Raw genomic sequence first — 25,686 nt, 5'->3', positions numbered from 1 at the left:
GGCCGAGCGGTTCAGAGCCGCTCGGCCAGTAGCGGCTCGAGATCGCCATCGGTGCGCTGTTCGGCGCTGAGCGTGAACGGTGCCCCGGGGCCGAGTTCGTCCAGGCCCCGCAGCAGCCGGTGCTCCAGCGCATCGATATAGCCGTCGGTCAGTTCGGCCGGATCGCCGGCCAGGCTCAGCGCGATCTCGAACGTCGCATGCCCGCAGGGTTCCGCGCCGGGATTCCCGGCACGCCAGCGGCTGTCGAATTCCCGGTGCCGCGAATCGTCCTCGGCGACGGGCAGCGTGCACCGCCACGCGCAGACCTCACCGTCATCGAGGTGTTCGGCCAGATCGGTGCGCACGGACTCGACGAGTCTGTCCAGGGTTTCCGGTGTCACATACACATGAAGCGAAACATCCGAAATGCGTTTCGGCATGCGCGATTCCTGTCGTGTGTCGAACCTGCAACGGGATGGGATTCTCGGTGTTCCGGACCGCGAGTGTAGTGGGCGTGGGCAGGAAAGTCAGACTCCGAGTCACCATCGTTGTCTTTCGCCGAAAATTCACGCGTACCAGCCGTTGTGCTGGGCGGCCACCAGCGGTGACAGTCGCGCCTGCGGCGAGGCCGGCTGTACCACCAGCGGCGGCCGCCCCCACTGCCGCTCGGCCGGTGTACTCACCGGCGCCAATGCCACCAGCAGCGGTACCAGCGCTTCGGCGATCGTGTCCCCGACCTCGCAATACGCCTGCGCCGAAAGCCCCACCGGATCGCCGATGTTCTCCCGTCCCACCATCGAAAGGTTGTGCCGGCTGCGATGCAGTTCGGCCACGCTACGCGCCCCCGTTACCCGCGCGATCCGATGCGCCTCCAGCAACGTGAAAGTCCGTGGCATCGCCGACCCCATCTCGGCAACCTCGTCCCGGATGTTCTCGGTCATGGTGAGAACCAGATCCGCCCGGTCGATATGCTCGGCCTTGAGCTTGCGGGCCCGGAAGTTATTCGGATCCCCGCCCAGCCCGGTGATGGCCTCGGCAGCCCGCGGTTCCACCGGAAACCCCACCAGGGCCCGGGTCCCGGCGCTTTCGGCGGTGATCCCGGTCAGCCGGTATTCGACCGCGATGGAACGGGTGAGTCGTTCGGCGATCACCGAACGGCACACATTGCCATTGCAGACGAACAGGATGTGCATGTGGCTACGGTAAGTCGCCCGCGACCTGCGCAGAACCGGTGTTCGCTCAATATCACACCACCCGGCCGGTGAATTCATCTCCGCTTAGCACGGTGTTTTTCTGCGGTCCCGGCCGTTACGAAATCGCTAGCGCAGAGGGGCAGTTTCCTCATCCGAGCGGAGGCCGACGAGCCGCTTCGAATCGTTCCACAGCGCAAGCGCGCGCTCCTCATCGTAGGAAACCTTCGACGACTGCCTCTGCAGGAGCTTGCCCTCCTGGGCTTGAAAATACTTACCGGATACCGTGGCGTACTGCTTGCCGACGGCGAGATCGGCCAGCGCGGCACCGGAGAACGCGACTGTCGATGTCGTGACGCCGATGCATGTGGATATCGATTTCATCAGAGAGCTCGTTGCCAGCCATTGCACCGCTTTCGGCATATCTCGTAAGAAGCCTGTCTCGGGAACCGATCCGGGGTCGTAGGCGATGGACGAGATCCCACTGCCGGCGCGGTCGAGGCGGCGCGCCAGTTCGTAGGCGTACATGACGGTGCACAGTTTCGAGGTCGAATAGCGTTTACCGGCCGGTAAGGGCTTCGCCCCGTTCAGCCCGTCGTCGGCCAGCACGGTGGCGTTCGGTTCGACGGCGGCGCCGACCAGCTTGCCGTCCATGGTGGCGGGGTCGTGCGTACCGCTCGCGGTGAACACGATACGACCGTCCGCGGATATCGCCGGAATCAGGAGTTCGACGAGGAGAAAATGACCGAGGCAGTTCGTCGCGAATGTCAGTTCGTAGCCGTCCGGGCTGTATTTCTCCTTGCCGTCGAACCGGCCACCTGCGTTACAGATCAGCGCCTGCAGCGGCGCGGCCTCGCCACGTTCGATCAGCGAACTGTACGTGGCGGCCGCCGTACGTACCGAGGCGAGGGACGAGGTATCCAGTTCGACCGTCACCACGTCGATATCGTGCGCCGCGCGCAGTTCTTCGGCGACCGTCTGCATTTTTGCCGGGCTCCGGCCGGCGAGTACGAGGTCGACTCCCCGGGCGGCGAGCTGCCTGGAGCATTCGAGTCCGATGCCGGAATGACCGCCGGTGATGAAAACTGTTGTCACACTTCCTCCTTGACTGGGCGGCGTAGCGGCTATGCCGATACGGCCGGGTTGTCGCCTTGGGCGCGCAGAATCTGCGCTGTGTACGGATTGAGTTCGATCGGGTCGGGGTCGCCGACGATCACGGTGCCTCCGAGGTAGGCCAGATGCCGGCCGAAAACGTAGTTGGGCTCCACGGCGAAGGTCATGCCGGGCAGGAGTTCCAGGTCGGCGCCGATCGTGGGGTGGTCGGGCTCGGGTGGGTAGGCTTCGGCGCCGGGAATCCACTGCCCGGCGTCTGCGGGGAAGCCGCTCAGCGCGATCGCCGGGTTGAGCGCGTGCACGGACGGCCCGAACTCCCAGCCGTCGGCGGCGTCCAGCACCTCGCGCATGGCATCGACGACGTCGCCGAATGTCCGGCCCGGGCGCAGCGACTGCAAGCCCGCGTCATACGTCGCGCGGGCAACCTCGGCGGCACGCAGCAGATCCGGATGCGGCTCGCCGACCGTGATCGTGACTTGATGCTGGGTATGACGTCCGCCCAGGTTGGCGAAAACCTCCGCCGAAACGACATCACCGTCGGCCAGGACGCGCGGTGCCTGCGGACGGTAGCTCCACGGCGGCAAGGCCCGGGCCAAAGGGGCGGGACCCGAGTACAGATGCATCGCAGCCGGCGTGGTGCCCCGTGCGTAACCCGCGGCCATTCCCGCTGCGTAGACCTCGCTCTCCGAGACACCGGCCGCAGCGGTGGCGACCATGGCTGCCACCATGGCATCTCCGATGCTCCCCGCGCGGCGTACGACGGCGATCTCTTCGGCACTCAGCGGCATGATCAGACAGGACAGCGGCCGGGCGACGGGGATGAATTCCGCGTCGGGGAACGTATCGAGGATGGTGTTCCACTGCCGGTAGGGCACGAGCCCCTCCGGATGCCACGGGGGATACGGCTCCAGGCCTACGACACCGATCGTTGCCGTCGACAGTCCGAGTGCGGTGAGCGTCTCGGCAATCGCCGCCGAGTCACGAGACGCCCGGATGTTATCGGGCGTGATCCAGGGGATGTCGCCGCGGCGGCGGCCCTCGAGATAGTCCCGCCAGAACATCTCCATCGGCAACAGCGAGAGCGGGTCGGCGTCGCGGGCAAAGACGACCGTCGTACCCGCCCTGGCGTTGGTGAACCAGGTGTCGAAGGCGAAGGGCGCGGGACCGGCGTCTTCGTGCTCACCGAAAACCAGCAACGCATCCAGCCCTTCACGCTGCATGAATTCGCGCGCCAGGCGCCAGCGGCGATCACGCTCGGCGATCGAGTAGCCGGGTACTTCTGCGTTGTCTCCGCTGTTCATATCGTTCTCCTGAGGGACTTTCCGACGATCGAATAGATGGTGTGGATGCCGGGAGTTGCCCCGTACGCGTCGGGGCGCCGGATTCTGTGTGCTCGCGACCGGCACCTGACACCACGATGGTCCGGTCGTGGGCGGTGGTCCAGAGACTTCCGAAGCTAGGAGTCGCGGTACCAGGACAGCGAACATCCGGCCGAGGAAACTCGGGTGTATGGATCGTGCCGAACTCGCCAATGTCCTGAAAGCCGCGCGGGCACGTATCGCGCCCGAAGAAGTGGGTCTCGCGGCGGGCCCGAGGAGGCGGGTTGCCGGTCTGCGACGTGAGGAGGTCGCGCAACTCGCCGGGCTCAGCGTCGACTACGTGGTGCGCCTCGAACAGGGGCGCGCGCCGCGCCCATCGATCCAAGTGCTCACCGCGCTGACCAGGGCGTTACGGTTCGACCGCGACGGACGCGATCAGGTCTTCCGGCTCGCCGGCAGCGCCCCGCCGCTGGCGGGGCGGGTCGAGATGTCGCTGAGGCCGAGCGTGCTGCGGCTGCTGCAACGGATGACCGATCTGCCCGCGCTCGTGCTGTCGGCGAAAGGGGATGTGCTGGTGCAGAATTCGATGGCCCGCGCTCTGCTGGGCGATCTCGCCGACCGGCCGGAGGGACAACGCAACCTGTTCCGGCAGCGGTTCCTCGGCGCCGGCGAAACTCGTGTGGCTCTCGATCCGGAGGAAGCCGAATCGACGGAGCAGCAAGCAGTCGGATCGCTACGCACCGCTCTCTCGCGCTATCCCGACGACCCCCACCTGCGTGAACTGATCGACGAGCTGATGGCCGGCAGCCGCCGATTCCAGCGGATATGGCAGGAAGGAAACTCCACGATGTGGCGATCGATGCACAAGACCATCGATCACCCGGATTTCGGACTGCTCGTCCTGGACTGTGATACCCTCCTGCTGCCCGACACCGACCAGTCGATGATCGTCTACTCCGCCGCCGCCGGCACCCGCGAAGCCTCGGCACTCGACATGATGCGCGTCACCGGAACCGAGCGGATGACCACCCGATGAGGTATCACGCGGGATCACACCCATAGCCGGCCGCCGTCGGCGGTGACGATATCGGCGAGCCGGTCACCTGCCATAGCCGCTCGGCCCGGGTCTCGGTAGTGGTGACATGCGGGATCACTACTACTTCGGCGTTGTGTTCGAGGATGTGCTGGACGGCGATCATTGTGACCGGTTTCGGCGCCGAGGGGCCGAAAACCTCGAGATTGTGGCGAGTGAGGAGTTCATCCAGGTCGGAGATACTCGGCAAGCACGATTCGGAAAAGTAGCGCCCCGCGCCCCCTCCTGGCCGATGATCCAATTCGGTTCGGGCGAGCCGAACCATGTACGGCTTGCCTGAGTAGATGTCCGACAGCGTGAGCTTTCGGCACGGCCGAAGCCTGTGCCGCCGGTCGTCTGCCGGGGGTCGCCTCGATCACTGCGTTCCCGGCATATTGGACCTCGAGCTGTCGGGCCGGCCTGAGCGGAGCAGGACCAGGCCGCCGCCGAGCTGTAGCGGACCGCGTGAGTCCGGAAATGGCCGGGAATCGAAATACCGTCCGACCTTGGTGCCGAGTGTGGGACTCGAACCCACACGTCCTTTCGGACAACGGTTTTTGAGACCGTCGCGTCTGCCAGTTCCGCCAACTCGGCGCACCGGGTGCAAATGATAGCCCGCGGCGGCCGGATCGCCGAATTCCGGGTCGGGTGCGGGGGTGGGAGGGGCGGTAAGCAGGGTAAATGCGACGGCGTTCCTGGTGAACGGTAGTCTCTACACCACCCGATCGCGTGACGGCGGATCGACGGCCGGGCATCGGTGTCGATCCGCCGTCCGCGATATCGGGACGAGGCATCGGAACCAGAGGGGTCGTTTATGGGCACTAGTGCGGACGCCGCGTCGAAACGTGTGGTTGTCGCCGAGGACGAGGCGTTGATCCGGATGGATCTGGTGGAGATGCTGACCGAGGAGGGCTACCAGGTCGTCGGGGAAGCGGGGGACGGGCAGCAGGCTGTCGACCTGGCGGTGGAGCACCGGCCCGATCTCGTGATCATGGATGTGAAGATGCCGCGCCGCGACGGGATCGATGCGGCGGCCGAGATCGCGTCGAAACGAGTTGCGCCCGTGGTGATTCTGACCGCGTTCAGTCAGCGGGATCTGGTGGAGCGGGCGCGGGACGCCGGTGCCATGGCCTATCTCGTGAAACCGTTCACCAAATCGGATCTGGTGCCGGCGATCGAGCTGGCGGCGAGCCGGTTCCACGAGATCACGGCGCTGGAGAGCGAGGTCGCCACTCTGGGGGAGCGGCTGGAGACCCGTAAGCTCGTCGAGCGGGCCAAGGGGGTGCTGATGCAGACGCAGGGGTTGAGTGAACCGCAGGCGTTCAAGTGGATTCAGCGCACCGCGATGGATCGCCGCACCACCATGAAGGCGGTGGCGGAGGTCGTGCTGGAGAATCTGACGCCGCAGTGAGGCGACCCGCTCGCCGGCACGTTACCGGTGAGTGGGACGGTTTTACCGACTCGAAACAATACCCGGGCAAGAATCTGCGACGAGATCATCGCTATGACCCGATTGTCACGCGGGATCAACATACCGGAGTTATGTTTCTCACAAGCCGGCGTAGTCGGCTACCCCGGTTCGGCCGGGGATTGATGAGGAACATAGGGGTAGATCGTGTTCGTTTCGACATGGTCGGGTATGCCGCGGCGAAGCCGCCGAGTACGCGGAATTCTGGCGGTCGCCGCAGCGGCCACATTGGTTCTGGCAGGTTGCGGGGACAAATCCGCGAGTGATCCGGAGGGGCCCGGTGCCGGCGGGCTGTCCATCGAACCGCTGATGCAGATCGACGCCGCGGGCAAGGAGGTCCCGGCCGCCGACGCCGCCACCGCGGCCGATCCGGCGGGCGACGGTAACGCGACCTGCCCGCCCACCACATCGATCGCCATGGCCGGTGCGCTGACCGGCCCCGATGCGGCGCTGGGCATCAATATCGTCAACGGTGTGCACCTGGCGATCGATCAGCACAACAAGGCCAATCCGGGCTGCCAGATCCAGGTGAAGCCGTTCGACACCGAGGGGGATCCGCAGAAGGCCAGCCAGGTCATTCCGCAGATCGTGAACGATCCGTCGATCATCGGTGTGGTCGGTCCCGCCTTCTCCGGCGAGACCAAGGCCACCGGGCAGATCCTGAGCGATGCCGGGCTGGTCGCGGTGTCGTCGTCGGCCACCAACGCGACTTTGACGCAGAACGGGTGGAAGACCTTCTTCCGGGGGCTGGCCAACGACGACGTGCAGGGTCCGTCGGTGGCGAAGTACCTGGTCGATACCGCCGGTTACAAGAAGGTCTGCGTGGTCCAGGACAACACCGATTACGGTGTCGGACTGGCGAAGAGCATCACCACCGGGCTCGGTGCGGCGGCCGATCCGGCGTGTGCGGCCAGTATCAAGAAGGGCGACAAGGATTTCTCGGCCACCGTCACCAAGATCGCGAACGCGCAACCGGACGCGATCTTCTACTCGGGCTACTACGCCGAGGCGGCACCACTGGTGCAGCAGCTGCGCGACGGCAATGTGGAAGCCACGTTCGTCTCCGCCGACGGCACCAACGATCCGCAGTTCGTCAGCCAGGCCGGTGATTCGGCGACCGGTGCGGTGCTGTCCTGCCCGTGCGGTCCGGCACCGGCGGAGTTCGCCACCGCCTACGAGGAACTGCACGGTCAGGCCCCCGGCGTGTACTCCGTGGAGGCCTACGATTTGGCCACCATCCTCGCGACCGGTATCGACGCCGGTGAATTGACCCGCCCCGACCTGCTGGAATACGTCCGCGGCTATGACGGTGACGGTCTCGCCCGGCACTACAAGTGGGACGCGGACGGGGAGCTGTCCGCCGCGTTGATCTGGGTGTACGAGGTCGGCTGACCGCTGCGGGGGGGGGGTGGGGCCCCCCCGGGTTTTGTGGGGGTTCCCGGGGGGGCCGGCGGGGGCGGGCGGGGGCCCCCCCCCGGCGGGGCGGGGGGGGGCCCCCCCCCCCCCTGCCCCGGTGCAGATCCGATGGATGAGGGCGGATAGCCGATGACAGCAGCCATTGCGGCCGATGTGGCCGCCTGGGCGCAGGGATCGATCGATTTCAACTATGAGGGGGTCATAGACCAGTTCTGGCGGCTGACCGTCGACGGACTGTCCTACGGTGCGATCTACGCGCTGGTGGCGGTGGGTTACACGCTGGTCTACGGGGTACTGCGGCTGATCAACTTCGCTCACTCCGAAGTGTTCATGCTCGGGATGTTCGGCCAGTATGTGGGCCTGATGCTGCTGGGGTTCGCGCCGAGCGGTAATGCCTACAGCGAGGGCATCGTGCTCACGGTGGTCTATCTCGGGGTGGCCATGCTCATCGGTATGGCGGTGTCCGGGGCGGCCGCGGTCGGGTTGGAACGGGTCGCCTACCGGCCGCTGCGGCGCCGCGGCGCGAAACCCCTGACCTTCTTGATCACGGCGATCGGTATGTCGTTCGTGCTGCAGGAGTTCGTGCATTTCGTACTGCCGGAGCTGTGGCCGGGCCTCGGCGGTAACAACGCCCAACAGCAGATCACGCTGGTCGAACCCGAAACGCAGTTCACCATCGCCGGGGCCGAGGTCACCAATGTGACCCTGGTGATCGTGGTATCGGCGGTGACGCTGGCGCTGCTGGCCGAGGTGCTGATCAACCGCACCCGGTTCGGCCGCGGTATCCGCGCGGTGGCCCAGGATCCCGATACCGCGACCCTGATGGGTGTGTCGCGGGAGCGGGTCATCATGCTCACCTTCCTCATCGGCGGTCTGCTGGCCGGCGCCGCCGCCATGCTGTACGTGATGAAGATTCCGCATGCCGTGATCTTCAACGGCGGATTCATTCTGGGAATCAAGGCTTTCGCCGCTGCCGTGCTGGGCGGTATCGGCAATTTGCGCGGCGCGGTGCTGGGCGGACTGCTGCTCGGCCTGGTGGAGAACTACGGGCAGATGCTGTTCGGCACCGAATGGCGCGATGTGGTGGCCTTCCTGGTGCTTGTGCTGGTGTTGTTCTTCCGGCCGACCGGCATCCTGGGGGAAAGTCTCGGAAGGGCGCGCACATGAGTATTGCGGCGACCGAGAAGAAAGGTCACGGGTTCGGCGACGAGCTGAGGGCGTGGTGGACCGGGCTCAGCAGGCCGGCGCAGTGGGCGGTCGGGATACCGGCGCTGTTGCTGCTCGCACTGCTTCCGCTGTTCCCGCCTCCGCTCCTGGACACCCCCGGCACCAGTTTCGGTGGTGTGCTGGCGCAGTTCGCGATGTACGCGCTGATCGCCATCGGCCTGAACGTCGTTGTGGGACAAGCCGGTCTGCTGGACCTCGGTTATGTCGGGTTCTATGCCGTCGGCGCGTACACGGTGGGCTTGCTGACGAGCCCGAACAGCCCGTGGAACCAGACCGAGGGCGGCTGGCTGAACTCCGATTGGGCCTGGCTGGCCTGCGTGCCGCTGGCCATCATGGTGACCGCGGTATCGGGTCTGCTGCTCGGTTCACCGACGCTGCGCCTGCGCGGTGACTATCTGGCCATCGTGACCCTCGGCTTCGGTGAGATCGTCCGCTTGCTCGCCGACAACCTGGGTGAGCTCACCAACGGCAGCCTGGGCCTGTCCGGTATCGCCTACCCGCGGGTCGGCGAATCCGAGGCACATCCCAACGGGGTGTTCTCCGCCGGGAATGTCGGCGCGCCGGAGAGCTCGAATCTGCTCGACCGCGCCAGTTCCGGCACCTGGTGGTACTGGGTGGGAATGTTGGCGGTGGTCGTGGTGCTGCTGGTGGTCGGCAACCTGGAACGGAGCCGGGTGGGCCGGGCCTGGGTGGCGATCCGGGAGGACGAGGACGCCGCCGAGATCATGGGCGTACCCACCTTCAAATTCAAACTGTGGGCGTTCATGATCGGCGCCGCCATCGGTGGTCTGTCCGGGGCGCTGTTCGCCGGGCAGGTGCAGTTCATCAATCCCACCGGATTCAACATCATCAACTCGATGCTGTTCCTGTGCGCGGTGGTGATCGGTGGTCAGGGCAACAAACTCGGGGTCATCGTGGGCGCCTTCCTCGTGGTGTACCTGCCGAACCGGCTGATGTCGGTATCGATCGTCGAGACCCGGGCCGACGCCTATGTGCAGCTGGCGATCGTCGCGGTACTCTGCGCGGCGCTGCTGGTGGGCTGGCGGTGGCGGTTCCGGGGGCTGGCGGGCTGGTCACGGTGGGTGTACCTCGCGGTGAGCGTGCTGGCGGCGGTGTACGCCGTACTGCTGCTGAGCAGTCTGCTGCTCTTCGACGAAGGCGGAGAACAGCGCCTCGGCGACCTGAAGTATCTGTATTTCGGCATCGCACTGGTGGTGATGATGATTCTGCGTCCCCAAGGCCTGTTCCCGGTCCGCCAGAAACTGCTCGCTTTCGGCCGCCAGATCGTGCGGGCGGTCCGGCGCCCGGCGCCGGGGAAGAGCGGGGAGGCGACCTCGTGACCGGCCCGCACGCAGGCGACGCCTTGTTCGACAACGAGGATATGGCCGCGGGCTATACCGCCGAGCCCCGCGCCGAATCGGTGGGGGAGGTGGACGTGACCGCGGTCGATCCGGCGCTGGCCGACGATGCCGCGGTCGCCGAGGCCGTGGCCGCGCACCGGGAGATCCGGACCGAGGTCGGCGAACCGCTGCTGCGTACGGAGGGCCTCACGGTGCGGTTCGGCGGGCTCACCGCCCTGGATTCGGTGAGTTTCGAAATCCGCCGCGGTGAGATCCTGGGATTGATCGGACCGAACGGTGCGGGGAAGACCACCTGCTTCAACGCCATCACCGGGGTGTACCGGCCGAGCGCGGGCACGGTGTTCTTCGACGGGAAACCGCTCACCAAGACCAAACGGCACGCGATCACCAGGCTCGGTATCGCGCGGACCTTCCAGAACGTGCGCCTGTTCGGTGAGATGACCGCCCTGGAGAACGTGGTGGTGGGCACCGACGCCCGCCACCGCACCTCCGTACCGGGCGCGATTCTGCGGACCGGGCGGCACCGGCGCGAAGAACACGATGCCATCGCCCGGGGGATGGCCCTGCTGGAATTCGTCGGTATCGCCCCCCGCGCGGTGGAGAAGGCCCGCAATCTGTCCTACGGCGACCAGCGCCGGCTGGAGATCGCCCGGGCACTGGCCACCGAACCGAAACTGTTGTGCCTGGACGAACCGGCCGCCGGATTCAATCCGAGCGAGAAATCCGCGCTCATGGATCTGATCCGCAAAATCCGCGACGACGGGTTCACGGTATTGCTGATCGAACACGATATGCGGCTGGTCATGGGCGTGACGGACCGGATCGTGGTGCTGGAATTCGGCCGTAAGATCGCCGACGGCCTGCCCGCCGATATCCGGACCGATCCCGCCGTGATCGCCGCGTATCTCGGGGTGCCCGATGACGAATTGACCGCCGAGGACGTCTCGGTGTCCACCGTGGCGCTGCGCGCGGAACACGATCCGGCCATCGATGCCGGCGAGGAATCGGAGGACCGGTGATGACCGAATCCGAGCGCGGGAAACCCGGCGGCGAACCGCTGCTCGAGGTCGACGATATCGTCGTCGGCTACGGCAGAATCGAGGCGCTGCACGGTATTTCACTGCAAGTCGCCGAGGGGGAGCTGGTGACCCTGCTGGGTGCCAACGGTGCCGGGAAGACGACCACCATGCGCGCGCTCTCCGGTCTGCTCCCGCTGACCCGCGGCCGCATCCTGTTCGAGGGCAGCGATATCAGCCGGGTCCAGGCGCATCGGCGGGTACTTGCCGGGCTGGTGCAGGCACCGGAGGGGCGCGGGGTGTTCCCCGGGATGACGGTGCGGGAGAACCTCGATATGGGGTGCTACGCCCGGCCCTTCCGGAACAAGGGCGATCATGCCGCTGCCCTGGACCGGGTCTTCGAACTCTTCCCGCGGCTGCGGGAGCGGGAGAAACAGGTCGGCGGCACCCTGTCGGGCGGCGAACAGCAGATGGTGGCCATCGGTCGCGCACTGATGGCGCGGCCGCGCCTGCTGCTACTGGACGAACCGTCCATGGGTCTCGCGCCGATGGTGATCCAGCAGATCTTCCGGATCATCGCCGAGATCAATGCCACCGGCACCACCGTGCTGCTGGTGGAACAGAACGCGCGGCAGGCATTGGCCCGCAGTGACCGCGGCTACATCCTGGAGACCGGTGCGGTCACCAAATCCGGGCCCGGTCGGGAGCTGCTCGACGACCCTGCCGTGCAGGCGGCGTATCTCGGCGTCGGTTGACCGGGCTTCCCGGCTCCTGTGCCCACGACGACACTCCCTGGGCTCCGTGTCGGGGGTAGTCCCTACACTCTCCGGGTGTGACCCCACCGACCACTGCGCAGCCGAGCCTCCCCGCCACCGCCGATACCTCCGGATCGCCGGAAACCCGGCCCACGCTGCTGCTACTGGACGGGCATTCCCTGGCCTACCGTGCGTTCTACGCGTTGCCGGCGGAGAACTTCCAAACCGTCACCGGCCAGACCACGAATGCGGTGTACGGGTTCACCGCCATGCTCATCAATCTGCTGCGCGACGAGAAACCCACCCACGTCGCCGCCGCCTTCGACGTGTCCCGGCAGACGTTCCGCGTGGATGCGTTCCCCGAGTACAAGGCGAACAGGGCGAAAACCCCGGACGAATTCCGCGGCCAGGTCGAACTCACCAAAGAGGTGCTGGGTGCCCTCGGTATCCCGGTGATGGCGATCGAGGGCTATGAGGCCGACGACATCATCGCCACCCTCACCACCCAGGCGGTACCGCAGGGCTACCGGGTGCTCATCGTCACCGGGGACCGCGATTCCATCCAGCTGGTCGACGAGAACGTCACCGTCCTCTATCCGCGCAAGGGCGTCTCCGAACTCACCCGGTTCACCCCGGAAGAGGTGGACAAGAAATACGGGCTGAGCCCGGCGCAGTACCCGGACTACGCGGCCCTGCGCGGCGACCCGAGTGACAACCTGCCCGGGATCCCCGGGGTGGGGGAGAAAACCGCGGCCAAATGGATCCGTGAGTACGGCGATCTGAACACCCTGGTCGACAAGGTGGACGAGGTACGCGGCAAGGTCGGTGACGCGCTGCGCGCCAATCTCAGCAGTGTGGTGCTCAACCGCCAGCTCACCGAGATGGTCCGCGATGTCCCGCTGCCCTACACCCCGGATCAGCTCGCCCAGGGCGCCTGGAACCGGGAGCGGATCCACCAGTTGTTCGACGATCTGGAATTCCGGGTGCTGCGCGACCGGCTGTTCGAAACCCTGGCCCCGCCCACTGTCGAGGCCGAATCCGGTTTCGAGATCAGCGGGCAGACGCTGACACCGGGCAGTGTCGCGGATTGGCTCGGCGAGCATGCCGGAGCCGGTGCGCGGCACGGTATTTCGATCGTCGGTAGCGGTGCTCCGGCCGCGGGGGATGTGCGTGCGCTCGCGATCTCCGCCGCGGACGAAGAGTCCGCCTATATCGATGTCACCGCCCTCACCCCTGAAGACGAGACAGCGCTCGGAGCCTGGCTTGCCGATCCCGCCGTGGGCAAGGCTCTGCACGAGGCCAAGAGCGCGCTGCACGCGCTACGGGGTCGTGGCTGGACGTTGGCGGGACTCACCAGTGATACCGCCCTCGCCGCCTACCTGGTCCGGCCGGGTCAGCGCAGTTTCAACCTCGACGATCTGTCGCTGCGCTATCTGCATCGTGAATTGCGCACCGAAACCGAGGCGGCGCCGCAGCTTTCGCTCCTGGATGCCGAGGATGCGGTCGATACCGAACTCGCCCAGGGCGAGATGCTGCGCGCTCGCGCCGTGGCCGATCTGTCGCACGCACTGGACGAAGAGCTGGACAAGATCGAGTCCCGGCCGCTGCTGGACGAAATGGAACTGCCGCTGCTCGGGGTGCTCGCCGAACTCGAGGACGCCGGGATCGCGGTCGACAACGACCAGCTCACCGCGCTGCAGCGGCAGTTCGCCGATAAGGTCGCCGACGCCGCGAACGCCGCCTACGACGTGATCGGCAAGCAGATCAACCTCGGCTCCCCGAAACAGCTGCAGGTGGTGCTGTTCGACGAGCTCGATATGCCCAAGACCAAACGCACCAAAACCGGCTACACCACCGATGCGGACGCGCTGGAATCCCTGTACGAGAAAACCGAGCACCCCTTCCTGCAGCATCTGCTCGCGCACCGCGACGCCACCCGTCTCAAGGTCACCGTCGACGGCCTGCTGAAAGCCGTCGCCGACGACGGCCGGATCCACACCACCTTCAACCAGACCATCGCCGCCACCGGCCGGTTGTCCTCCACCGAACCCAATCTGCAGAACATCCCCATCCGCACCGATACCGGCCGGATGATCCGGGATACGTTCGTGGTCGGCGACGGCTACGAATCACTGATGACCGCCGACTACAGCCAGATCGAAATGCGCATCATGGCGCATCTGTCCGGTGACGAGGGACTTATCGAGGCTTTCAACTCCGGCGAGGATCTGCACAGTTTCGTCGCCTCGAAGGCCTTCGATATCCCGATCTCCGAGGTGTCGCCGGAACTGCGCCGCCGGATCAAGGCCATGTCCTACGGGCTGGCCTACGGTCTGAGCTCCTACGGGCTGTCCGCCCAGCTGAAGATCAGCACCCAGGAGGCGAAGGAGCAGATGGAGGTCTACTTCGCCCGGTTCGGCGGGATCCGCGATTATCTGCAGGCCGTCGTGGACCAGGCCCGCAAGGTCGGCTACACCCAGACCCTGTTCGGCCGCCGCCGCTACCTGCCCGACCTCGACCACAGCAACCGGCAGCGCCGCGAGTCCGCGGAACGGATGGCGCTCAACGCCCCCATCCAGGGCACGGCCGCCGACATCATCAAGGTTGCCATGATCAACGTGCACCGGGCACTGACCGACTCCGGCCTGCGGTCCCGGATGCTGCTGCAGATCCACGACGAACTCGTCCTCGAGGTGGCGCCGGGAGAGCAGGAGCAGCTGCGCGACCTGGTCCGCGACAATATGTCCTCGGCGATCGAACTCTCAGTGCCGCTGAGCGTTTCAGTAGGTATCGGGCGTAGCTGGGACGCTGCCGCGCACTGAGCCGGCGGTGTCGCAGGTTACGTGAGATATCGGGCGGGCCGTCGAGCAACCTGGCACGGACGCGTCCCGAATGCTCGTTCCGGCGGCCGGACCCGCCCGCCGGTGCGGCCGCGACAGGGGCGTCGGAGTGTGGCCCGGGCTCGCCGACCGTCGTCCGACCCTGCCATTCGACGACGTTGCGCGAGCGACGTCAGGTCGACGCGGGGGCTGTGCCGACCTGCGCCGCCCCCCGTATGTCCAGGCAGCCCGCAAGTCGCCAGAATTGCCGGGTCCGAGTGGCGGGCGCGCCCGTGCGGGGCCACGGCCCGCCGGTCGTAGGCTCCGGGGCTCCGGTACGCCGGCGCTGCTATGCCGGGCAAGCGGCATCGGAGCCCTGCACGGCCCGTCGCGCACTGCCGGCGCCCGTTGCTCGAACAGGGGTGCGCGTCGGCCCCTCGGGGCAATCGGCGCCCGGCGGCTGCCGCATTCGAGGCCGGTGGCGGTGTTCGAACGCGGCAGGCCCCCGTCGTTGCGGTGCCCTGGTGGCCGGAATTTCCGTCGAGCCGGATCCCCGGAGAACACGAACCTCGGTGTTCGCCCCGGGCGACGGACTATCACCGCGGAGTCTGCTGCGTCACCGGCGGGTCCGGGGAAATTCCGGGTTACGTGTCGATGACCAGCGAAAACACTACTGCGGGGTAGCGCAAACCGCGGCGTGTATGTGGTTGCCATCGGGCGGGTGAGTCTTTATCCTCGACACCGTGCAAATCCACGCCGACGGCCTACGTGCCGCGCCGATTCTCGCGGACCGCGAGGGCGCGGTGCTTCTTGCGCGTATCGCGAAGCCGGCCGGGCGGGTTCTTGCCGTAGTAGTAACCCGCCGTAGCGGGGTCTGATTCGGACCGGCCCCCTCGCTGCGGGCCCCCTTTTCTCGATTTTGCTGGTCCCCCAACCTGCCGACCTTCTCTGGGAAGACCTACGTGCTCATGACCACACTGACGCTGGACAACGACGCCCTGACCACCGCCGCTCCCCGTAGCCTGCGCACCGAATGCGCGGAGCTCACCGCGGCCCAATTCCACGAACGTTTCGGCGAATGCGCCGGTCCGATCCGCCTCGCGGGCTGGTCGTCCACCGGCGCCCGCGGCGGCGCGTTCACTGCCACCCTCGAATTCCCGGGGTGGTCGCGCTCCGTGGTCGCCGCCGGCAGCCCGATCGCGGCCATGACCTCCGCGCTCTACGAGGCGGGCTACCCCGTGGAGATCCTGCGCTTCCATCAGCGCCGGACCGCTGCGGGAACCGCCACCTTCGTGCAATGCGAATTCGACGGCCGGCGCGGCTGGGGTGTGGCCCTCGGGGCGGACGGAGCGCAATCCTCGGTGCGCGCGATGATCGCCAGCGTGAACCGCTTGGTCGCGCAGCGCTGAGCCGCGATCCGGTGCCGTGGCCGGACCCGGTACCGGATATGACACGACGGCGGGCTCTACACCATCCCCGGAAAGTGTGGAGCCCGCCGCCGTGCGTCGATTCTATTCGGCCACTTCGCCGTTGGCTGCTTGCTGCTCGGCGAGTTGCTTACGAACCTCGTCCATATCGAGCGCCTTGACCTGGGAGACCAGATCCTCGAGCGCGGCGGGCGGCAGCGCGCCCGGCTGAGCGAAGACCAGAACGCCTTCACGGAAAGCCATGATGGTGGGGATGGACTGGATATTGGCGGCCGCGGCCAGGCCCTGTTCGGCCTCGGTATCGACCTTGCCGTGGACAACATCGGGATGTTTGTCCGCCGATGCCTCGTAGGTGGGTGCGAAACTGCGGCACGGTCCGCACCAGGAAGCCCAGAAATCGACGAGTACCACGTCGTTGCCGGTGACTACCTCATCGAAGTTCTGCTGCGTCAGTGTCTGGGTGGCCATGACGTCCTCTCGTGGTCGGTATACAGGCTGCAACGCCGGCCCCGGCCGCGGTTGTTCCACGGCGGTGTCGTACGCCACCGGGCCCCACCCTACGTTGCCATCTATCGGCGCGCGTGGGTGTCCGGTCAGCCGTGTTCGGCGATCGGCCAGGCCTGGCGGCGGTCCCCGTCCCAGCGCCGCAGACCCACCACGGTCGCGGCCGTGTCCTTGTCCGCGGCCACCGCGCGCACCGCCTCTCCGATCCGTTGCGGAAGTACGCGCCGGGCCAGCGTGATATGCGGAGTCCACTGGTTCGGATGCAGGTTCGCCGGAACATCCGGGCACGGTGCCACGATCTGATGCACCCGCCGATGCCAGGCCAGGAGCTGTTCCGACGGCACCACCGCGCGCACCAGAATCGGCCGCCGCGCCCCGAACACCAGGACACCGCCGAGGCGGACCGGGAACGGCCGGAAAGGCAGACGGTCCAGGTCGGTGTCGATCCGCGGCCAGATCTGCCGGGCCACCGCCACGGTGATATGCGGCCGGTGGCTGTCGGTGTCCCCGGCGCGGGCCCCGCGTCCCAGGCCGGGCAGACCCGCTTCGGCGAGCAGTTCCCACTGTCGCCGGATCCGCTGCTCGGACGTCTCGTCGAGCAGTAATTCCACCGACTGCACCATGATCTGCAGACGGTAGCCGTTCGACCGCCCGATATCCGGCGGATCGGCCGGGCTCGTGCTGCGCCCGGGTCAAATCTCGGTTACTACGGCCGTGTTGTACCCGCGGTTCGCCTACTGTGCTGACAACGTCCTCGAGTGGAAGTGCCGGCAGTGTCCACCGAGGCGGCTGCGGGCCCGATTCCTCGCGACGGCAGGTGGTGTGACGGTGGCTGATCGATCCGGTTCCCGGATCCGGCGGATGCTGTGCGTGATCGCCGGCGTGCTGCTGACGGCCGGATGCGTGACCAATATCGAGGACACCGGGCCGATCCCCCCGAAGATCGCAGTGCAGACCGTGCCGGAACTCGCGGCCCGCGTACCGCCCGATATCGCCGCGGCGGGGGAGGTGGTGGTCGGGGTGAACGTGCCGTATCAGCCGAACGAGTACCGCGACCGGCACGGCGCGATCGTCGGCTTCGATATCGACCTGATGGATGCGGTGACCGCGGTGCTGGGAATCCGCGCCCGCTATACCGAATCGGCGTTCGAGAAGATCATCCCCGCCGTTCAGGCCGGGACCTACGACGTCGGGATGTCGTCGATCACCGATACTCCCGAACGGGAGCAGCAGGTCGATTTCGTCACCTACTTCAGCGCCGGTGTGCAGTGGGCCCAGCGCACCGGTGACGATATCGACCCGGAGAACGCCTGCGGTAAACGCGTGGCGGTCCAGGCCACGACCGTGGAGCATATCGAGGAGGTCCCGGCCAAGAGCGAAGCCTGCGTCGCCGCCGGGAAGGACCCGATCATCATCGACGCGTTCGACGAGCAGAGCGCGGTCACCAACGCGTTGGTCCTCGGCCAGGTCGACGCCATGTCCGCGGACTCCCCGGTGACGGCGTACGCCATCAAACAGACCGACGGGAAAATCGAACCGGCGGGCCCGGTATTCGATGCGGCACCGTACGGGTGGGCGGTGGCCAAGGGGTCCCCGCTCGCGCCGGTCCTGCGGGATGCGGTGCAGCATCTGATGGACAGCGGGCAGTACCGGCAGATCACCGAGAACTGGGGTGTGCAGGAGGGTGCGCTGCGCACCTCCGTGATCAACGGCGCGAGGAGCTGACGGCATGACCACCGACTCGGGCGCGACTCGCGGCGACCACGAACCCGAACCGATCAGAGCCGTTCCCCTGCGGCGCCCGGGGCGGTGGCTCGCGGCGGTCCTGATCCTGGTTCTGCTGGGCCTTTTCGTCTACGGTGCGGCCACCAACCCCGCCTATCGCTGGGATGTGTACTGGCAGTATCTGCGGGATACCAGGATCGCGTCCGGTGCCGTGGTCACCCTGGAGCTGACCGTACTGGCGATGGTGATCGCCGTGGCGCTCGGCACCGCGCTCGCGGTGATGCGGTTATCGCCGAACCCGGTGCTGCGCGCCACCGCCTGGGTGTATCTCTGGATCTTCCGCGGCACCCCGGTGTATGTGCAGCTGGTGTTCTGGGGCCTGGTGCCGTCGCTGTACCAGCATGTCGCGCTCGGTGTGCCGTTCGGGCCGCGCCTGTTCGAGGTGGATGTCCAGAGTCTGCAGGCGGCGTTCGCGTTCGCGGTGATCGGGCTGGGGCTCAACGAAGCGGCGTATATGGCCGAGATCGTCCGGGCCGGTATCAACTCGGTAGGGGAGGGGCAGCGGGAAGCCTCCACGGCCCTGGGAATGTCCTGGTCACAGACCATGCGCCGGACGGTGCTGCCGCAGGCCATGCGGGTGATCATCCCGCCGACCGGTAACGAACTCATCAGCATGCTGAAGACCACCGCCCTGGTCACCGCCATTCCGCTCAGCACGGACCTGTTCGGGCGGGCCCGCGATATCTACGGTGTGAACTTCCTGCCCATCCCGCTGCTGCTGGTCACCGCGACCTGGTATCTGGCGATCACCAGCGTCCTGATGGTCGGCCAGTACTACCTGGAGAAATACTATTCACGCGGAATATCGCGGAAGCTGACGGCCAAACAGCTCCAGGAGCTGGCCGACGCACAAGGGGAGGCCCGGGATAAATGACCGCGACCAGTACGGAGCCGATGGTCCGCGCCGACCGGGTACACAAGAACTTCGGTGCGTTACGCGTGCTCAACGGGATATCGCTGGAGGTCCGCCGCGGTGAGGTGCTGTGTCTCATCGGACCCTCCGGATCGGGAAAATCGACATTCCTGCGCTGTATCAACCATCTCGAACAGGTGAGCGCGGGACGGTTGTATGTGGCGGGAGAACTCGTCGGCTACCGAGAGAAAGCGGGCCGGCTGTATGAACTGCACCCCCCGCGACGCCGCGCGCCAGCGCCGGGAGATCGGGATGGTCTTCCAGCATTTCAACCTGTTCCCGCACCGGACCGCGCTCGGCAATATCGTCGAAGCACCGATGCAGGTGAAGAAGCTCCGCAAGGCCGCGGCCACCGCCCGCGCACAGGAATTGCTGGAACGAGTCGGCTTGGCGGACAAGGCGAACGCCTACCCCGCGCAGTTGTCGGGCGGGCAGCAACAGCGGGTCGCCATCGCCCGCGCCCTGGCGATGGACCCGAAACTCATGCTTTTCGACGAGCCCACCTCCGCCCTCGATCCCGAACTGGTCGGCGAAGTGCTCACGGTGATGCGCGAACTCGCCGATTCCGGAATGACCATGGTCGTCGTCACCCACGAGATGGGCTTCGCACGGGAGGTCGCCGATCAGCTGGTGTTCATGGACCAGGGTGTGGTGGTCGAGGCCGGGTCACCTGCGGAGCTGCTGGCCGCGCCGCGCCACGATCGCACGAAAGAGTTTCTTTCCCGCCTCCTGTGAGGGGCAGCGACGGGAGGTCACCCCACCGGCCATTCGGTGGCGACAGTGCCGGTGTGCTGTACGTAGGCCAGCCGGTCGAGGACGCCGTCTATACCGCTGTCGCTCAGCTCGAGATCTTCCAGAGGGCTGCCCAGGCTGTCGCGCGTGGCCGCCATCACGGGACCCAGGACGTTCGGCTCCAATTCCTCGCCGGCCCAGCGGTCCACGAAGGGGGATCCCAGCACGAAGTCCTCGCCGCCGCGGCGCGGATCCGCCGTCTCCGGTATCGAGTGGCCGAGATCGAAGACCACCATATTGTCGTCGGCGTCGTGTTCTTCGTTGTGCCCGTCGTATTCGGGCCGGATATTTGCCTCGTTCTCGTCCAGATTGCCCAGTACGAAATGTCCTACCGCGGCCTGCTGCTGGTGGACCTTCGGGTATTCGTGCCAGTTCTTGCTCGCCTTCATCGGCACGAAGAGTTGAGCCATACCCGGGCCGCGCGGCCCGGTGACCAGTGCCGTGGGCGGTACCCGGGCGCCTGCCCCGAGAGCGTCGAATATGCGGTATCCGGCGACTTCTCGGCGGGCCAATTGCCCGGAGACGTGTGGAATCCAGTTCGAACCGCCGTGCATCTCCATGTCGCCGGGTTTGTAGACATAGAAGACACCGTCGTCGGCATCGCGTGCGATGAATACTCCGTTGGCGCTGGAGGGCAGGGTATTCGAGAGTTCCTCGTCGATCACCAGCCTGCGTGTGGACAGGTACTGCTCCGCCGGGCTCGGTGTATACGGCGGGAACCGGCCGCTGGGCGGCACGGCGCCGAGCGCGTCGCCGCGTGCTTCTGAGCGCCATTCGAAGGGAGGGCGAAATCGCGATCGGCGGTGGTGAGGTCGTAGGCGATCTGTTCGAGGTCGACACCGTAGTTGCGTACGAGTTCGGCCCGGTACCGCCCCACCACCCCGGCGACATTGGGCAAGCGCAGCATGGTGTCGTCCATAACTCCGGTCCACGGGCTCAGCGGATTCACGACAGTGCGGACTCCGCGTCGCCGGTGCTCCCGGGTTCGCCGGGTTCAGTGGATTCGGCGATGCCAGGGGATTCGTCGACGATCCGGCAATAGCTCAGCCTGCGCGGCGACAGCAGGGCGCGCATGAACGCGGGACCGTTGTCGGCCATCGCCGGTGCCGATGCGCCGGGAACCCGGATGCCCTGCTGGAACCAGCGCCGCGCCATCGGGCATCCGTCCGGTCTGCTGAGGGACAATTCCACGGTGGCTGCGCGGGTGAGACGGAATTCCGCGACCCGCTGGTACCGGCTGCCCACCAATTCGTAGATCGCGACCGAGGTCGGTGCCGGGTTCTGGGAAAGCATGGTGGTGGGCGCAATCGTTGTGCGGTCAGCGGGCCGGCCCGTCGTATGGGCCGTCGAGCCATTTTGGTCATTCGCGGCGCGGCGCGGCAGTGCTTTCGGTGCGCTTGCTGGAGCCACCACCACACTGCTATCTTAATGATATCACTTTGATAGAGGGAGGATGTCATGAAGTTCCGGGACGCCGCACGGGTCAACGGGTTCGTGGTGTTGCTGATCTGGCTGGTTCTCACGATCGCGCTGGCGGCCGTGGCAGTGGCCGGTTTCGTCGCCTTCGGGCAGAACCAGAACGTCGCGGCGCTGGCCGGGGCGATCGTCGCCTGTGTGGTGGCGGTACTGCTGTTCCTCGGGGTCACCGGGCTGACCGTGGTGAACCCCAACGAGGCCAAGGTCGTCCAGTTCTTCGGCCGCTATATCGGGTCGGTGAGCGATCCCGGCTTCTTCTCGGTCCTCCCGCTGACCGACCGGCGCAGTATCTCGCTGCGGGTCCGCAACTTCGAAACGCAGAAGCTGAAGGTCAACGACGCCGACGGTAACCCGGTGGAGATCGCTGCGGTGGTGGTCTACAAGGTGGTCGACAGTTTCAAGGCCGCGTTCGCCGTGGACGACTACGAAGAATATGTGGCGACACAGTCCGAGGCCGCGGTCCGGCATCTGGCCACCACCCATCCCTACGACGCCCACGACGACGACCGCACCAGCCTGCGGGACGGTGCCGAAGTCGCCGGGGAACTCACCGTCGAACTGCGTGAACGCACCGAAACCGCGGGTATCGAGGTCATCGAGGCGCGGATCACCCACCTCGCCTACGCGCCGGAGATCGCCCAGGCGATGCTGGTGCGCCAGCAGGCGAACCAGGTCGTCGCGGCGCGGGCCCGGATCGTGGAGGGCGCGGTCGGCATGGTCGGGATGGCGCTGGACCGGCTCACCGCCGAAGGCATGGTCGACCTGGACGAGGAACGCAAGGCCACCATGGTCTCGAACCTGCTGGTGGTGCTGTGCGGTGACCGGCCGGCCCAGCCCGTGGTCAATGCGGGATCGCTGTACAGCTGATGGCCGAACGCAAGAAGGTCCTGCTCCGGCTCGACCCGGCGGTATACGACGCGGTGGCGAAATGGGCGGCCGACGATCTGCGCAGCGTGAACGCGCAGATCGAGTTCGCGCTCCGGCGCGCTCTCGACCAGGCCGGCCGTTCACCGCGGACTGCCCGCAGCGACGACACCTGAACAGTTCCTCCCATCCTCCGGTCCGCGGACGCCGCGGCCCGGAGGATGCCTTTCTGTGCGGCCGGAACCGTTTACTCCGGTTTATGGCTGACGAATATGGCCGTACCCGGGAAAATTTGTCCCCGCAGCGGGCTCCACTGCCCCCATTCCCGGTCGAGCCATTCCGGCCAATCGGGCTCGACGATATCGTCGAGCACCAATCCCGCGCCCACGATTTCCCGGACCCGATCACCGATCGTCCGATGGTGCTCCACGTAGGTGCAGCGGCCGTCGCCGTCGAATTCGGTATATGGGGTGCGGTCGAAATAAGGGAGCACGGCCTCGAGGCCGTCCGGCCCCGGATCGTCGCGGAAGATCCAGCGCATCGGATGGTTCACCGCGAACACCCAGCGACCGCCGGGGCGCAGCACCCGCGCAACCTCGCGCATGACGCGCGCGGAATCGGCGACGAACGGTACGGCACCGAAGGCCGAACACGCCAGATCGAACGATTCGCCCGCGAACGGCAGGTCCTCTGCCCCCGCCTGGACGAGCGGGACCCGGGGCCCGCCCCGCTCCATCGCGGCAAGCCCCCGAGACAACATTCCCATCGACAGATCCAAGCCGACCGGGTGCGCACCCTGACCGGCCAGCCAGCGCGCGCACGGCGCCGAACCGCAGCCGAGTTCCAGGATCCGCTTCCCGGCGACCTCGCCGAGTAGATGCATATCGCCCTCGTGCAGGCCCTCCGGGCACCATACGAACTCACCCCCCGGACTGCCGGTGCCCAGGAACTCTCCATGGGTATCGTGGTAGTCGCCGGCGTCGGCATCCCACCAGCGCCGGCTCGCCCGTTCGCTTTCTTTCGAATCGACTCGCGAGCGTGCGGCACCCGTGGTTCCCAGTAGTGCGGTGGCCTGAGCGTGGCGATCTTGAACGAGGTCGTCGGACACGACGCGAAGCTTATAGATCCGCAGCGGGGGGTCGTTTGCCCGGCTGGATACGGGTCGCGTACGCTGAACCCGCAAGTGATCACACCCGGACCCGCTGGGTGTATCGCAGCGTACCGAAAGTCTCAATGTCCGCAACCGATCACAATCCGTCCGGAGCAAACCGCCACATGCCCACCACCGTCACCTCGCCGCAGGTAGCCGTCAACGATATCGGCTCCGCCGAGGATTTCCTCGCCGCCATCGACGCCACGATCAAGTACTTCAACGACGGCGATATCGTCGAAGGAACCATCGTCAAAGTCGACCGCGACGAGGTCCTGCTCGACATCGGTTACAAAACCGAAGGCGTCATTCCGTCTCGCGAGCTCTCCATCAAACACGATGTCGACCCGAACGAGGTCGTTTCCGTGGGCGATGAGGTGGAGGCCCTGGTCCTCACCAAGGAGGACAAAGAGGGTCGCCTGATCCTGTCCAAGAAGCGGGCTCAGTACGAGCGCGCCTGGGGCACGATCGAGGAGCTCAAGGAGAAGGACGAGGCCGTTCGCGGCACCGTGATCGAGGTCGTCAAGGGCGGTCTGATCCTCGATATCGGTCTGCGCGGCTTCCTGCCCGCATCGCTGGTCGAGATGCGCCGCGTCCGCGATCTGCAGCCGTACGTCGGCAAGGAGATCGAGGCCAAGATCATCGAGCTGGACAAGAACCGCAACAACGTGGTTCTGTCCCGTCGCGCCTGGCTGGAGCAGACCCAGTCCGAGGTGCGCAGCGAGTTCCTGCATCAGCTGCAGAAGGGCCAGGTCCGCAAGGGTGTGGTCTCCTCGATCGTCAACTTCGGCGCCTTCGTCGATCTCGGCGGTGTCGACGGCCTGGTGCACGTCTCCGAGCTCTCCTGGAAGCATATCGATCACCCGTCCGAGGTGGTCGAGGTGGGCAACGAGGTCACCGTCGAGGTCCTCGACGTCGACCTGGACCGCGAGCGTGTCTCGCTGTCGCTGAAGGCGACCCAGGAAGATCCGTGGCGGCAGTTCGCCCGCACCCACGCCATCGGCCAGATCGTGCCGGGCAAGGTCACCAAGCTCGTCCCGTTCGGCGCGTTCGTCCGCGTCGAGGAGGGCATCGAGGGCCTGGTGCACATCTCCGAGCTGGCCGAGCGCCACGTGGAGGTCCCGGACCAGGTCGTGGTCGTCGGCGACGACGCGATGGTCAAGGTTATCGATATCGACCTGGAGCGTCGCCGGATCTCGCTGAGCCTCAAGCAGGCCAACGAGGACTACAGCCCCGAGTTCGATCCGTCGAAGTACGGTATGGCCGACAGCTACGACGAGCAGGGCAACTACATCTTCCCCGAGGGCTTCGATCCCGAGACCAACGAATGGCTCGAGGGCTTCGACAAGCAGCGCGAAGAGTGGGAAGGCCGCTACGCCGAGGCGGAGCGCCGGCACAAGATGCACACCGCGCAGATGGAGAAGATGGCGGCCGACGCCGCGGCCGAGGCCGTCAACGGCAGCGGTTCGTCGAACTACTCCTCCGAGAGCGGCGCGCAGTCCAGCGCTCCCGCGGAGTCGGGTGGCTCGCTGGCCAGCGATGCCCAGCTCGCGGCCCTGCGGGAGAAGCTCTCCGGTAACGCCTGAGGCGTGATCGGGTAGCCCCGAAGAACGAACGAAGACCCCCGGTTCATCGCGAACCGGGGGTCTTCGTCATCGGTGCCCTGCCGTGAACCGCCGCTGGGTACACCTCGGCAAATCGTCCTCGTCCAGGGCGCCACCGTGAGACCCCCGATCGAGGTGGGGATGGCCACCGGTATCGCGCCTGGTCGTTCGCCTCGAGGCGATCCGCGGATGAGATGTGATGCCCGAGCACGCTGGGCGGCCGGATCACCGCCGGCGCGAAAGAATGCAGGCCTGGCGGGCGATCGGGCCGGTCGGCGCCCGAGGGATGGGTACGGGAAAACGGCGAGGGGGGGGGGGGGCGCGCGCGGGGGCGGCGCGCGCCCCGCAGGGCCGGCGGCGCGGCGGGCGCGGGGCGGGGGCCGGCGCCGCCCGCGCGCTCACCCTGCGACCGGAGGTGTTTCTGTTCGACGAACCG

Annotated in this window: 25 protein-coding genes, 1 tRNA gene and 1 pseudogene; 15 read left to right on the top strand and 12 right to left on the bottom strand. The window is 66.7% G+C overall.

Annotated elements, in window-relative coordinates:
- Positions 1-11: 11 nt before the first annotated feature.
- From QH196_RS12785 to QH196_RS12770, 4 genes are all read right to left on the bottom strand, one after another.
- Positions 12-419, bottom strand: a complete 408-nt coding sequence (locus tag QH196_RS12785) for a hypothetical protein (protein WP_280415989.1) — start codon at positions 417-419, stop codon at positions 12-14.
- Between the two features lie 126 nt (positions 420-545).
- The gene (locus tag QH196_RS12780; RefSeq protein WP_280415988.1) at positions 546-1,172 is read right to left on the bottom strand and encodes a low molecular weight phosphatase family protein; all 627 of its coding nucleotides are present in this window, start codon (positions 1,170-1,172) and stop codon (positions 546-548) included.
- A gap of 126 nt (positions 1,173-1,298) precedes the next feature.
- Positions 1,299-2,264 carry an SDR family NAD(P)-dependent oxidoreductase gene (locus QH196_RS12775; protein ID WP_280415987.1) on the bottom strand — a complete coding sequence of 322 codons (966 nt, stop codon included), beginning with the start codon at positions 2,262-2,264 and terminating at the stop codon, positions 1,299-1,301.
- Positions 2,265-2,293: 29 nt separating this feature from the next.
- Positions 2,294-3,583: a M24 family metallopeptidase gene (locus tag QH196_RS12770; protein WP_280415986.1), complete on the bottom strand. Its 1,290-nt coding sequence runs from the start codon at positions 3,581-3,583 to the stop codon at positions 2,294-2,296.
- Positions 3,584-3,791: 208 nt separating this feature from the next.
- Here QH196_RS12770 and QH196_RS12765 point away from each other — a divergent pair, with 208 nt between their 5' ends.
- Positions 3,792-4,637 (top strand): helix-turn-helix transcriptional regulator, encoded by an 846-nt coding sequence (locus tag QH196_RS12765; RefSeq protein WP_280415985.1) that lies wholly within the window; start codon positions 3,792-3,794, stop codon positions 4,635-4,637.
- 4 nt (positions 4,638-4,641) lie between these two features.
- Here QH196_RS12765 and QH196_RS12760 read toward each other — a convergent pair whose 3' ends face one another.
- Together QH196_RS12760 and QH196_RS12755 are read right to left on the bottom strand one after the other, a co-directional pair.
- Complete coding sequence (locus QH196_RS12760) at positions 4,642-4,884, bottom strand: hypothetical protein (RefSeq protein WP_280415984.1); 243 nt, start codon at positions 4,882-4,884, stop codon at positions 4,642-4,644.
- A 296-nt stretch (positions 4,885-5,180) separates the two neighbouring features.
- A tRNA-Leu gene (locus QH196_RS12755) sits at positions 5,181-5,267 on the bottom strand.
- Positions 5,268-5,487: 220 nt separating this feature from the next.
- Between QH196_RS12755 and QH196_RS12750 the strand changes: the two genes are divergently transcribed.
- From QH196_RS12750 to QH196_RS12715, 8 genes are all read left to right on the top strand, one after another.
- The gene (locus QH196_RS12750; protein ID WP_280415983.1) at positions 5,488-6,084 is read left to right on the top strand and encodes an ANTAR domain-containing response regulator; all 597 of its coding nucleotides are present in this window, start codon (positions 5,488-5,490) and stop codon (positions 6,082-6,084) included.
- A gap of 228 nt (positions 6,085-6,312) precedes the next feature.
- Positions 6,313-7,533, top strand: a complete 1,221-nt coding sequence (locus tag QH196_RS12745; RefSeq protein ID WP_280415982.1) for a branched-chain amino acid ABC transporter substrate-binding protein — start codon at positions 6,313-6,315, stop codon at positions 7,531-7,533.
- 153 nt (positions 7,534-7,686) lie between these two features.
- Positions 7,687-8,724, top strand: coding sequence for a branched-chain amino acid ABC transporter permease (locus QH196_RS12740; protein WP_280415981.1), 1,038 nt, complete (start codon positions 7,687-7,689; stop codon positions 8,722-8,724).
- Positions 8,721-10,124, top strand: a complete 1,404-nt coding sequence (locus QH196_RS12735; protein WP_280415980.1) for a branched-chain amino acid ABC transporter permease — start codon at positions 8,721-8,723, stop codon at positions 10,122-10,124. Before QH196_RS12740 ends, QH196_RS12735 begins: the two co-directional genes overlap by 4 nt.
- Positions 10,121-11,164 (top strand): ABC transporter ATP-binding protein, encoded by a 1,044-nt coding sequence (locus QH196_RS12730; protein ID WP_432278234.1) that lies wholly within the window; start codon positions 10,121-10,123, stop codon positions 11,162-11,164. The genes QH196_RS12735 and QH196_RS12730 overlap by 4 nt, the downstream gene beginning before the upstream one ends.
- Positions 11,164-11,916, top strand: coding sequence for an ABC transporter ATP-binding protein (locus QH196_RS12725; RefSeq protein ID WP_280415979.1), 753 nt, complete (start codon positions 11,164-11,166; stop codon positions 11,914-11,916). Before QH196_RS12730 ends, QH196_RS12725 begins: the two co-directional genes overlap by 1 nt.
- Before the next feature lie 77 nt (positions 11,917-11,993).
- Positions 11,994-14,738 (top strand): DNA polymerase I, encoded by a 2,745-nt coding sequence (gene polA / locus QH196_RS12720; protein ID WP_280415978.1) that lies wholly within the window; start codon positions 11,994-11,996, stop codon positions 14,736-14,738.
- A 965-nt stretch (positions 14,739-15,703) separates the two neighbouring features.
- The gene (locus QH196_RS12715; protein ID WP_280415977.1) at positions 15,704-16,144 is read left to right on the top strand and encodes an alpha-isopropylmalate synthase regulatory domain-containing protein; all 441 of its coding nucleotides are present in this window, start codon (positions 15,704-15,706) and stop codon (positions 16,142-16,144) included.
- Positions 16,145-16,246: 102 nt separating this feature from the next.
- On the opposite strand, the gene trxA is transcribed toward QH196_RS12715, so the two are convergent.
- Together trxA and QH196_RS12705 are read right to left on the bottom strand one after the other, a co-directional pair.
- A complete protein-coding gene (gene trxA, locus QH196_RS12710) occupies positions 16,247-16,630 on the bottom strand; it encodes a thioredoxin (RefSeq protein ID WP_062978736.1) in 384 nt (127 codons plus the stop codon).
- 125 nt (positions 16,631-16,755) lie between these two features.
- A complete protein-coding gene (locus tag QH196_RS12705) occupies positions 16,756-17,289 on the bottom strand; it encodes a 2'-5' RNA ligase family protein (protein WP_280415976.1) in 534 nt (177 codons plus the stop codon).
- 238 nt (positions 17,290-17,527) lie between these two features.
- Between QH196_RS12705 and QH196_RS12700 the strand changes: the two genes are divergently transcribed.
- The 3 genes and pseudogenes from QH196_RS12700 (at position 17,528) to QH196_RS12690 (ending at position 20,099) form a co-directional block, all read left to right on the top strand.
- A complete protein-coding gene (locus QH196_RS12700; protein WP_280416038.1) occupies positions 17,528-18,391 on the top strand; it encodes an ABC transporter substrate-binding protein in 864 nt (287 codons plus the stop codon).
- 4 nt (positions 18,392-18,395) lie between these two features.
- Positions 18,396-19,325, top strand: a complete 930-nt coding sequence (locus QH196_RS12695; protein ID WP_280415975.1) for an amino acid ABC transporter permease — start codon at positions 18,396-18,398, stop codon at positions 19,323-19,325.
- A 20-nt stretch (positions 19,326-19,345) separates the two neighbouring features.
- Positions 19,346-20,099 (top strand): annotated as a pseudogene (locus QH196_RS12690) (amino acid ABC transporter ATP-binding protein).
- Positions 20,100-20,116: 17 nt separating this feature from the next.
- Here the strand turns inward: QH196_RS12690 and QH196_RS12685 are convergent.
- Genes QH196_RS12685 through QH196_RS12675 form a run of 3 tightly spaced genes read right to left on the bottom strand, consistent with a single transcriptional unit; the run spans position 20,117 to position 21,449 of the window.
- Entirely contained in the window at positions 20,117-20,821 is a 705-nt protein-coding gene (locus tag QH196_RS12685; RefSeq protein WP_280415974.1) for a hypothetical protein, read from the bottom strand.
- On the bottom strand, positions 20,818-21,105 hold the full coding sequence (locus QH196_RS12680) for a hypothetical protein (protein WP_280415973.1): 288 nt from the start codon (positions 21,103-21,105) through the stop codon (positions 20,818-20,820). Before QH196_RS12680 ends, QH196_RS12685 begins: the two co-directional genes overlap by 4 nt.
- Positions 21,102-21,449 carry a hypothetical protein gene (locus QH196_RS12675; protein ID WP_280415972.1) on the bottom strand — a complete coding sequence of 116 codons (348 nt, stop codon included), beginning with the start codon at positions 21,447-21,449 and terminating at the stop codon, positions 21,102-21,104. The genes QH196_RS12680 and QH196_RS12675 overlap by 4 nt, the downstream gene beginning before the upstream one ends.
- A 165-nt stretch (positions 21,450-21,614) precedes the next feature.
- Between QH196_RS12675 and QH196_RS12670 the strand changes: the two genes are divergently transcribed.
- Both QH196_RS12670 and QH196_RS12665 read left to right on the top strand, forming a co-directional pair.
- Positions 21,615-22,499, top strand: coding sequence for an SPFH domain-containing protein (locus QH196_RS12670; RefSeq protein WP_280415971.1), 885 nt, complete (start codon positions 21,615-21,617; stop codon positions 22,497-22,499).
- Positions 22,499-22,672, top strand: a complete 174-nt coding sequence (locus tag QH196_RS12665) for a hypothetical protein (RefSeq protein ID WP_280415970.1) — start codon at positions 22,499-22,501, stop codon at positions 22,670-22,672. Before QH196_RS12670 ends, QH196_RS12665 begins: the two co-directional genes overlap by 1 nt.
- 71 nt (positions 22,673-22,743) lie before the next feature.
- Here QH196_RS12665 and QH196_RS12660 read toward each other — a convergent pair whose 3' ends face one another.
- On the bottom strand, positions 22,744-23,604 hold the full coding sequence (locus QH196_RS12660) for a class I SAM-dependent methyltransferase (protein WP_280415969.1): 861 nt from the start codon (positions 23,602-23,604) through the stop codon (positions 22,744-22,746).
- 167 nt (positions 23,605-23,771) lie between these two features.
- Here QH196_RS12660 and rpsA point away from each other — a divergent pair, with 167 nt between their 5' ends.
- Complete coding sequence (gene rpsA / locus QH196_RS12655) at positions 23,772-25,232, top strand: 30S ribosomal protein S1 (protein ID WP_062978742.1); 1,461 nt, start codon at positions 23,772-23,774, stop codon at positions 25,230-25,232.
- Positions 25,233-25,686: the final 454 nt, after the last annotated feature.

The organism is Nocardia carnea (assembly GCF_029868325.1).
Lineage (GTDB): Bacteria > Actinomycetota > Actinomycetes > Mycobacteriales > Mycobacteriaceae > Nocardia > Nocardia carnea_C.
The sequence above is the reverse complement of the archived record's forward strand: the minus strand, read 5'-3'. Positions and strand labels throughout refer to the sequence as shown.

Excerpts from the sequence above, each read along its gene's own strand:
- QH196_RS12785 (WP_280415989.1), bottom strand. The coding sequence starts at position 419 with ATGCCGAAACGCATTTCGGATGTTTCGCTTCATGTGTATGTGACACCG.
- QH196_RS12780 (WP_280415988.1), bottom strand. The coding sequence starts at position 1,172 with ATGCACATCCTGTTCGTCTGCAATGGCAATGTGTGCCGTTCGGTGATC.
- QH196_RS12770 (WP_280415986.1), bottom strand. The coding sequence starts at position 3,583 with ATGAACAGCGGAGACAACGCAGAAGTACCCGGCTACTCGATCGCCGAG.
- QH196_RS12765 (WP_280415985.1), top strand. The coding sequence starts at position 3,792 with ATGGATCGTGCCGAACTCGCCAATGTCCTGAAAGCCGCGCGGGCACGT.
- QH196_RS12750 (WP_280415983.1), top strand. The coding sequence starts at position 5,488 with ATGGGCACTAGTGCGGACGCCGCGTCGAAACGTGTGGTTGTCGCCGAG.
- QH196_RS12745 (WP_280415982.1), top strand. The coding sequence starts at position 6,313 with ATGCCGCGGCGAAGCCGCCGAGTACGCGGAATTCTGGCGGTCGCCGCA.
- QH196_RS12740 (WP_280415981.1), top strand. The coding sequence starts at position 7,687 with ATGACAGCAGCCATTGCGGCCGATGTGGCCGCCTGGGCGCAGGGATCG.
- QH196_RS12735 (WP_280415980.1), top strand. The coding sequence starts at position 8,721 with ATGAGTATTGCGGCGACCGAGAAGAAAGGTCACGGGTTCGGCGACGAG.
- QH196_RS12725 (WP_280415979.1), top strand. The coding sequence starts at position 11,164 with ATGACCGAATCCGAGCGCGGGAAACCCGGCGGCGAACCGCTGCTCGAG.
- QH196_RS12715 (WP_280415977.1), top strand. The coding sequence starts at position 15,704 with ATGACCACACTGACGCTGGACAACGACGCCCTGACCACCGCCGCTCCC.
- trxA (WP_062978736.1), bottom strand. The coding sequence starts at position 16,630 with ATGGCCACCCAGACACTGACGCAGCAGAACTTCGATGAGGTAGTCACC.
- QH196_RS12705 (WP_280415976.1), bottom strand. The coding sequence starts at position 17,289 with ATGGTGCAGTCGGTGGAATTACTGCTCGACGAGACGTCCGAGCAGCGG.
- QH196_RS12700 (WP_280416038.1), top strand. The coding sequence starts at position 17,528 with ATGCTGTGCGTGATCGCCGGCGTGCTGCTGACGGCCGGATGCGTGACC.
- QH196_RS12695 (WP_280415975.1), top strand. The coding sequence starts at position 18,396 with ATGACCACCGACTCGGGCGCGACTCGCGGCGACCACGAACCCGAACCG.
- QH196_RS12675 (WP_280415972.1), bottom strand. The coding sequence starts at position 21,449 with ATGCTTTCCCAGAACCCGGCACCGACCTCGGTCGCGATCTACGAATTG.
- QH196_RS12670 (WP_280415971.1), top strand. The coding sequence starts at position 21,615 with ATGAAGTTCCGGGACGCCGCACGGGTCAACGGGTTCGTGGTGTTGCTG.
- QH196_RS12665 (WP_280415970.1), top strand. The coding sequence starts at position 22,499 with ATGGCCGAACGCAAGAAGGTCCTGCTCCGGCTCGACCCGGCGGTATAC.
- rpsA (WP_062978742.1), top strand. The coding sequence starts at position 23,772 with ATGCCCACCACCGTCACCTCGCCGCAGGTAGCCGTCAACGATATCGGC.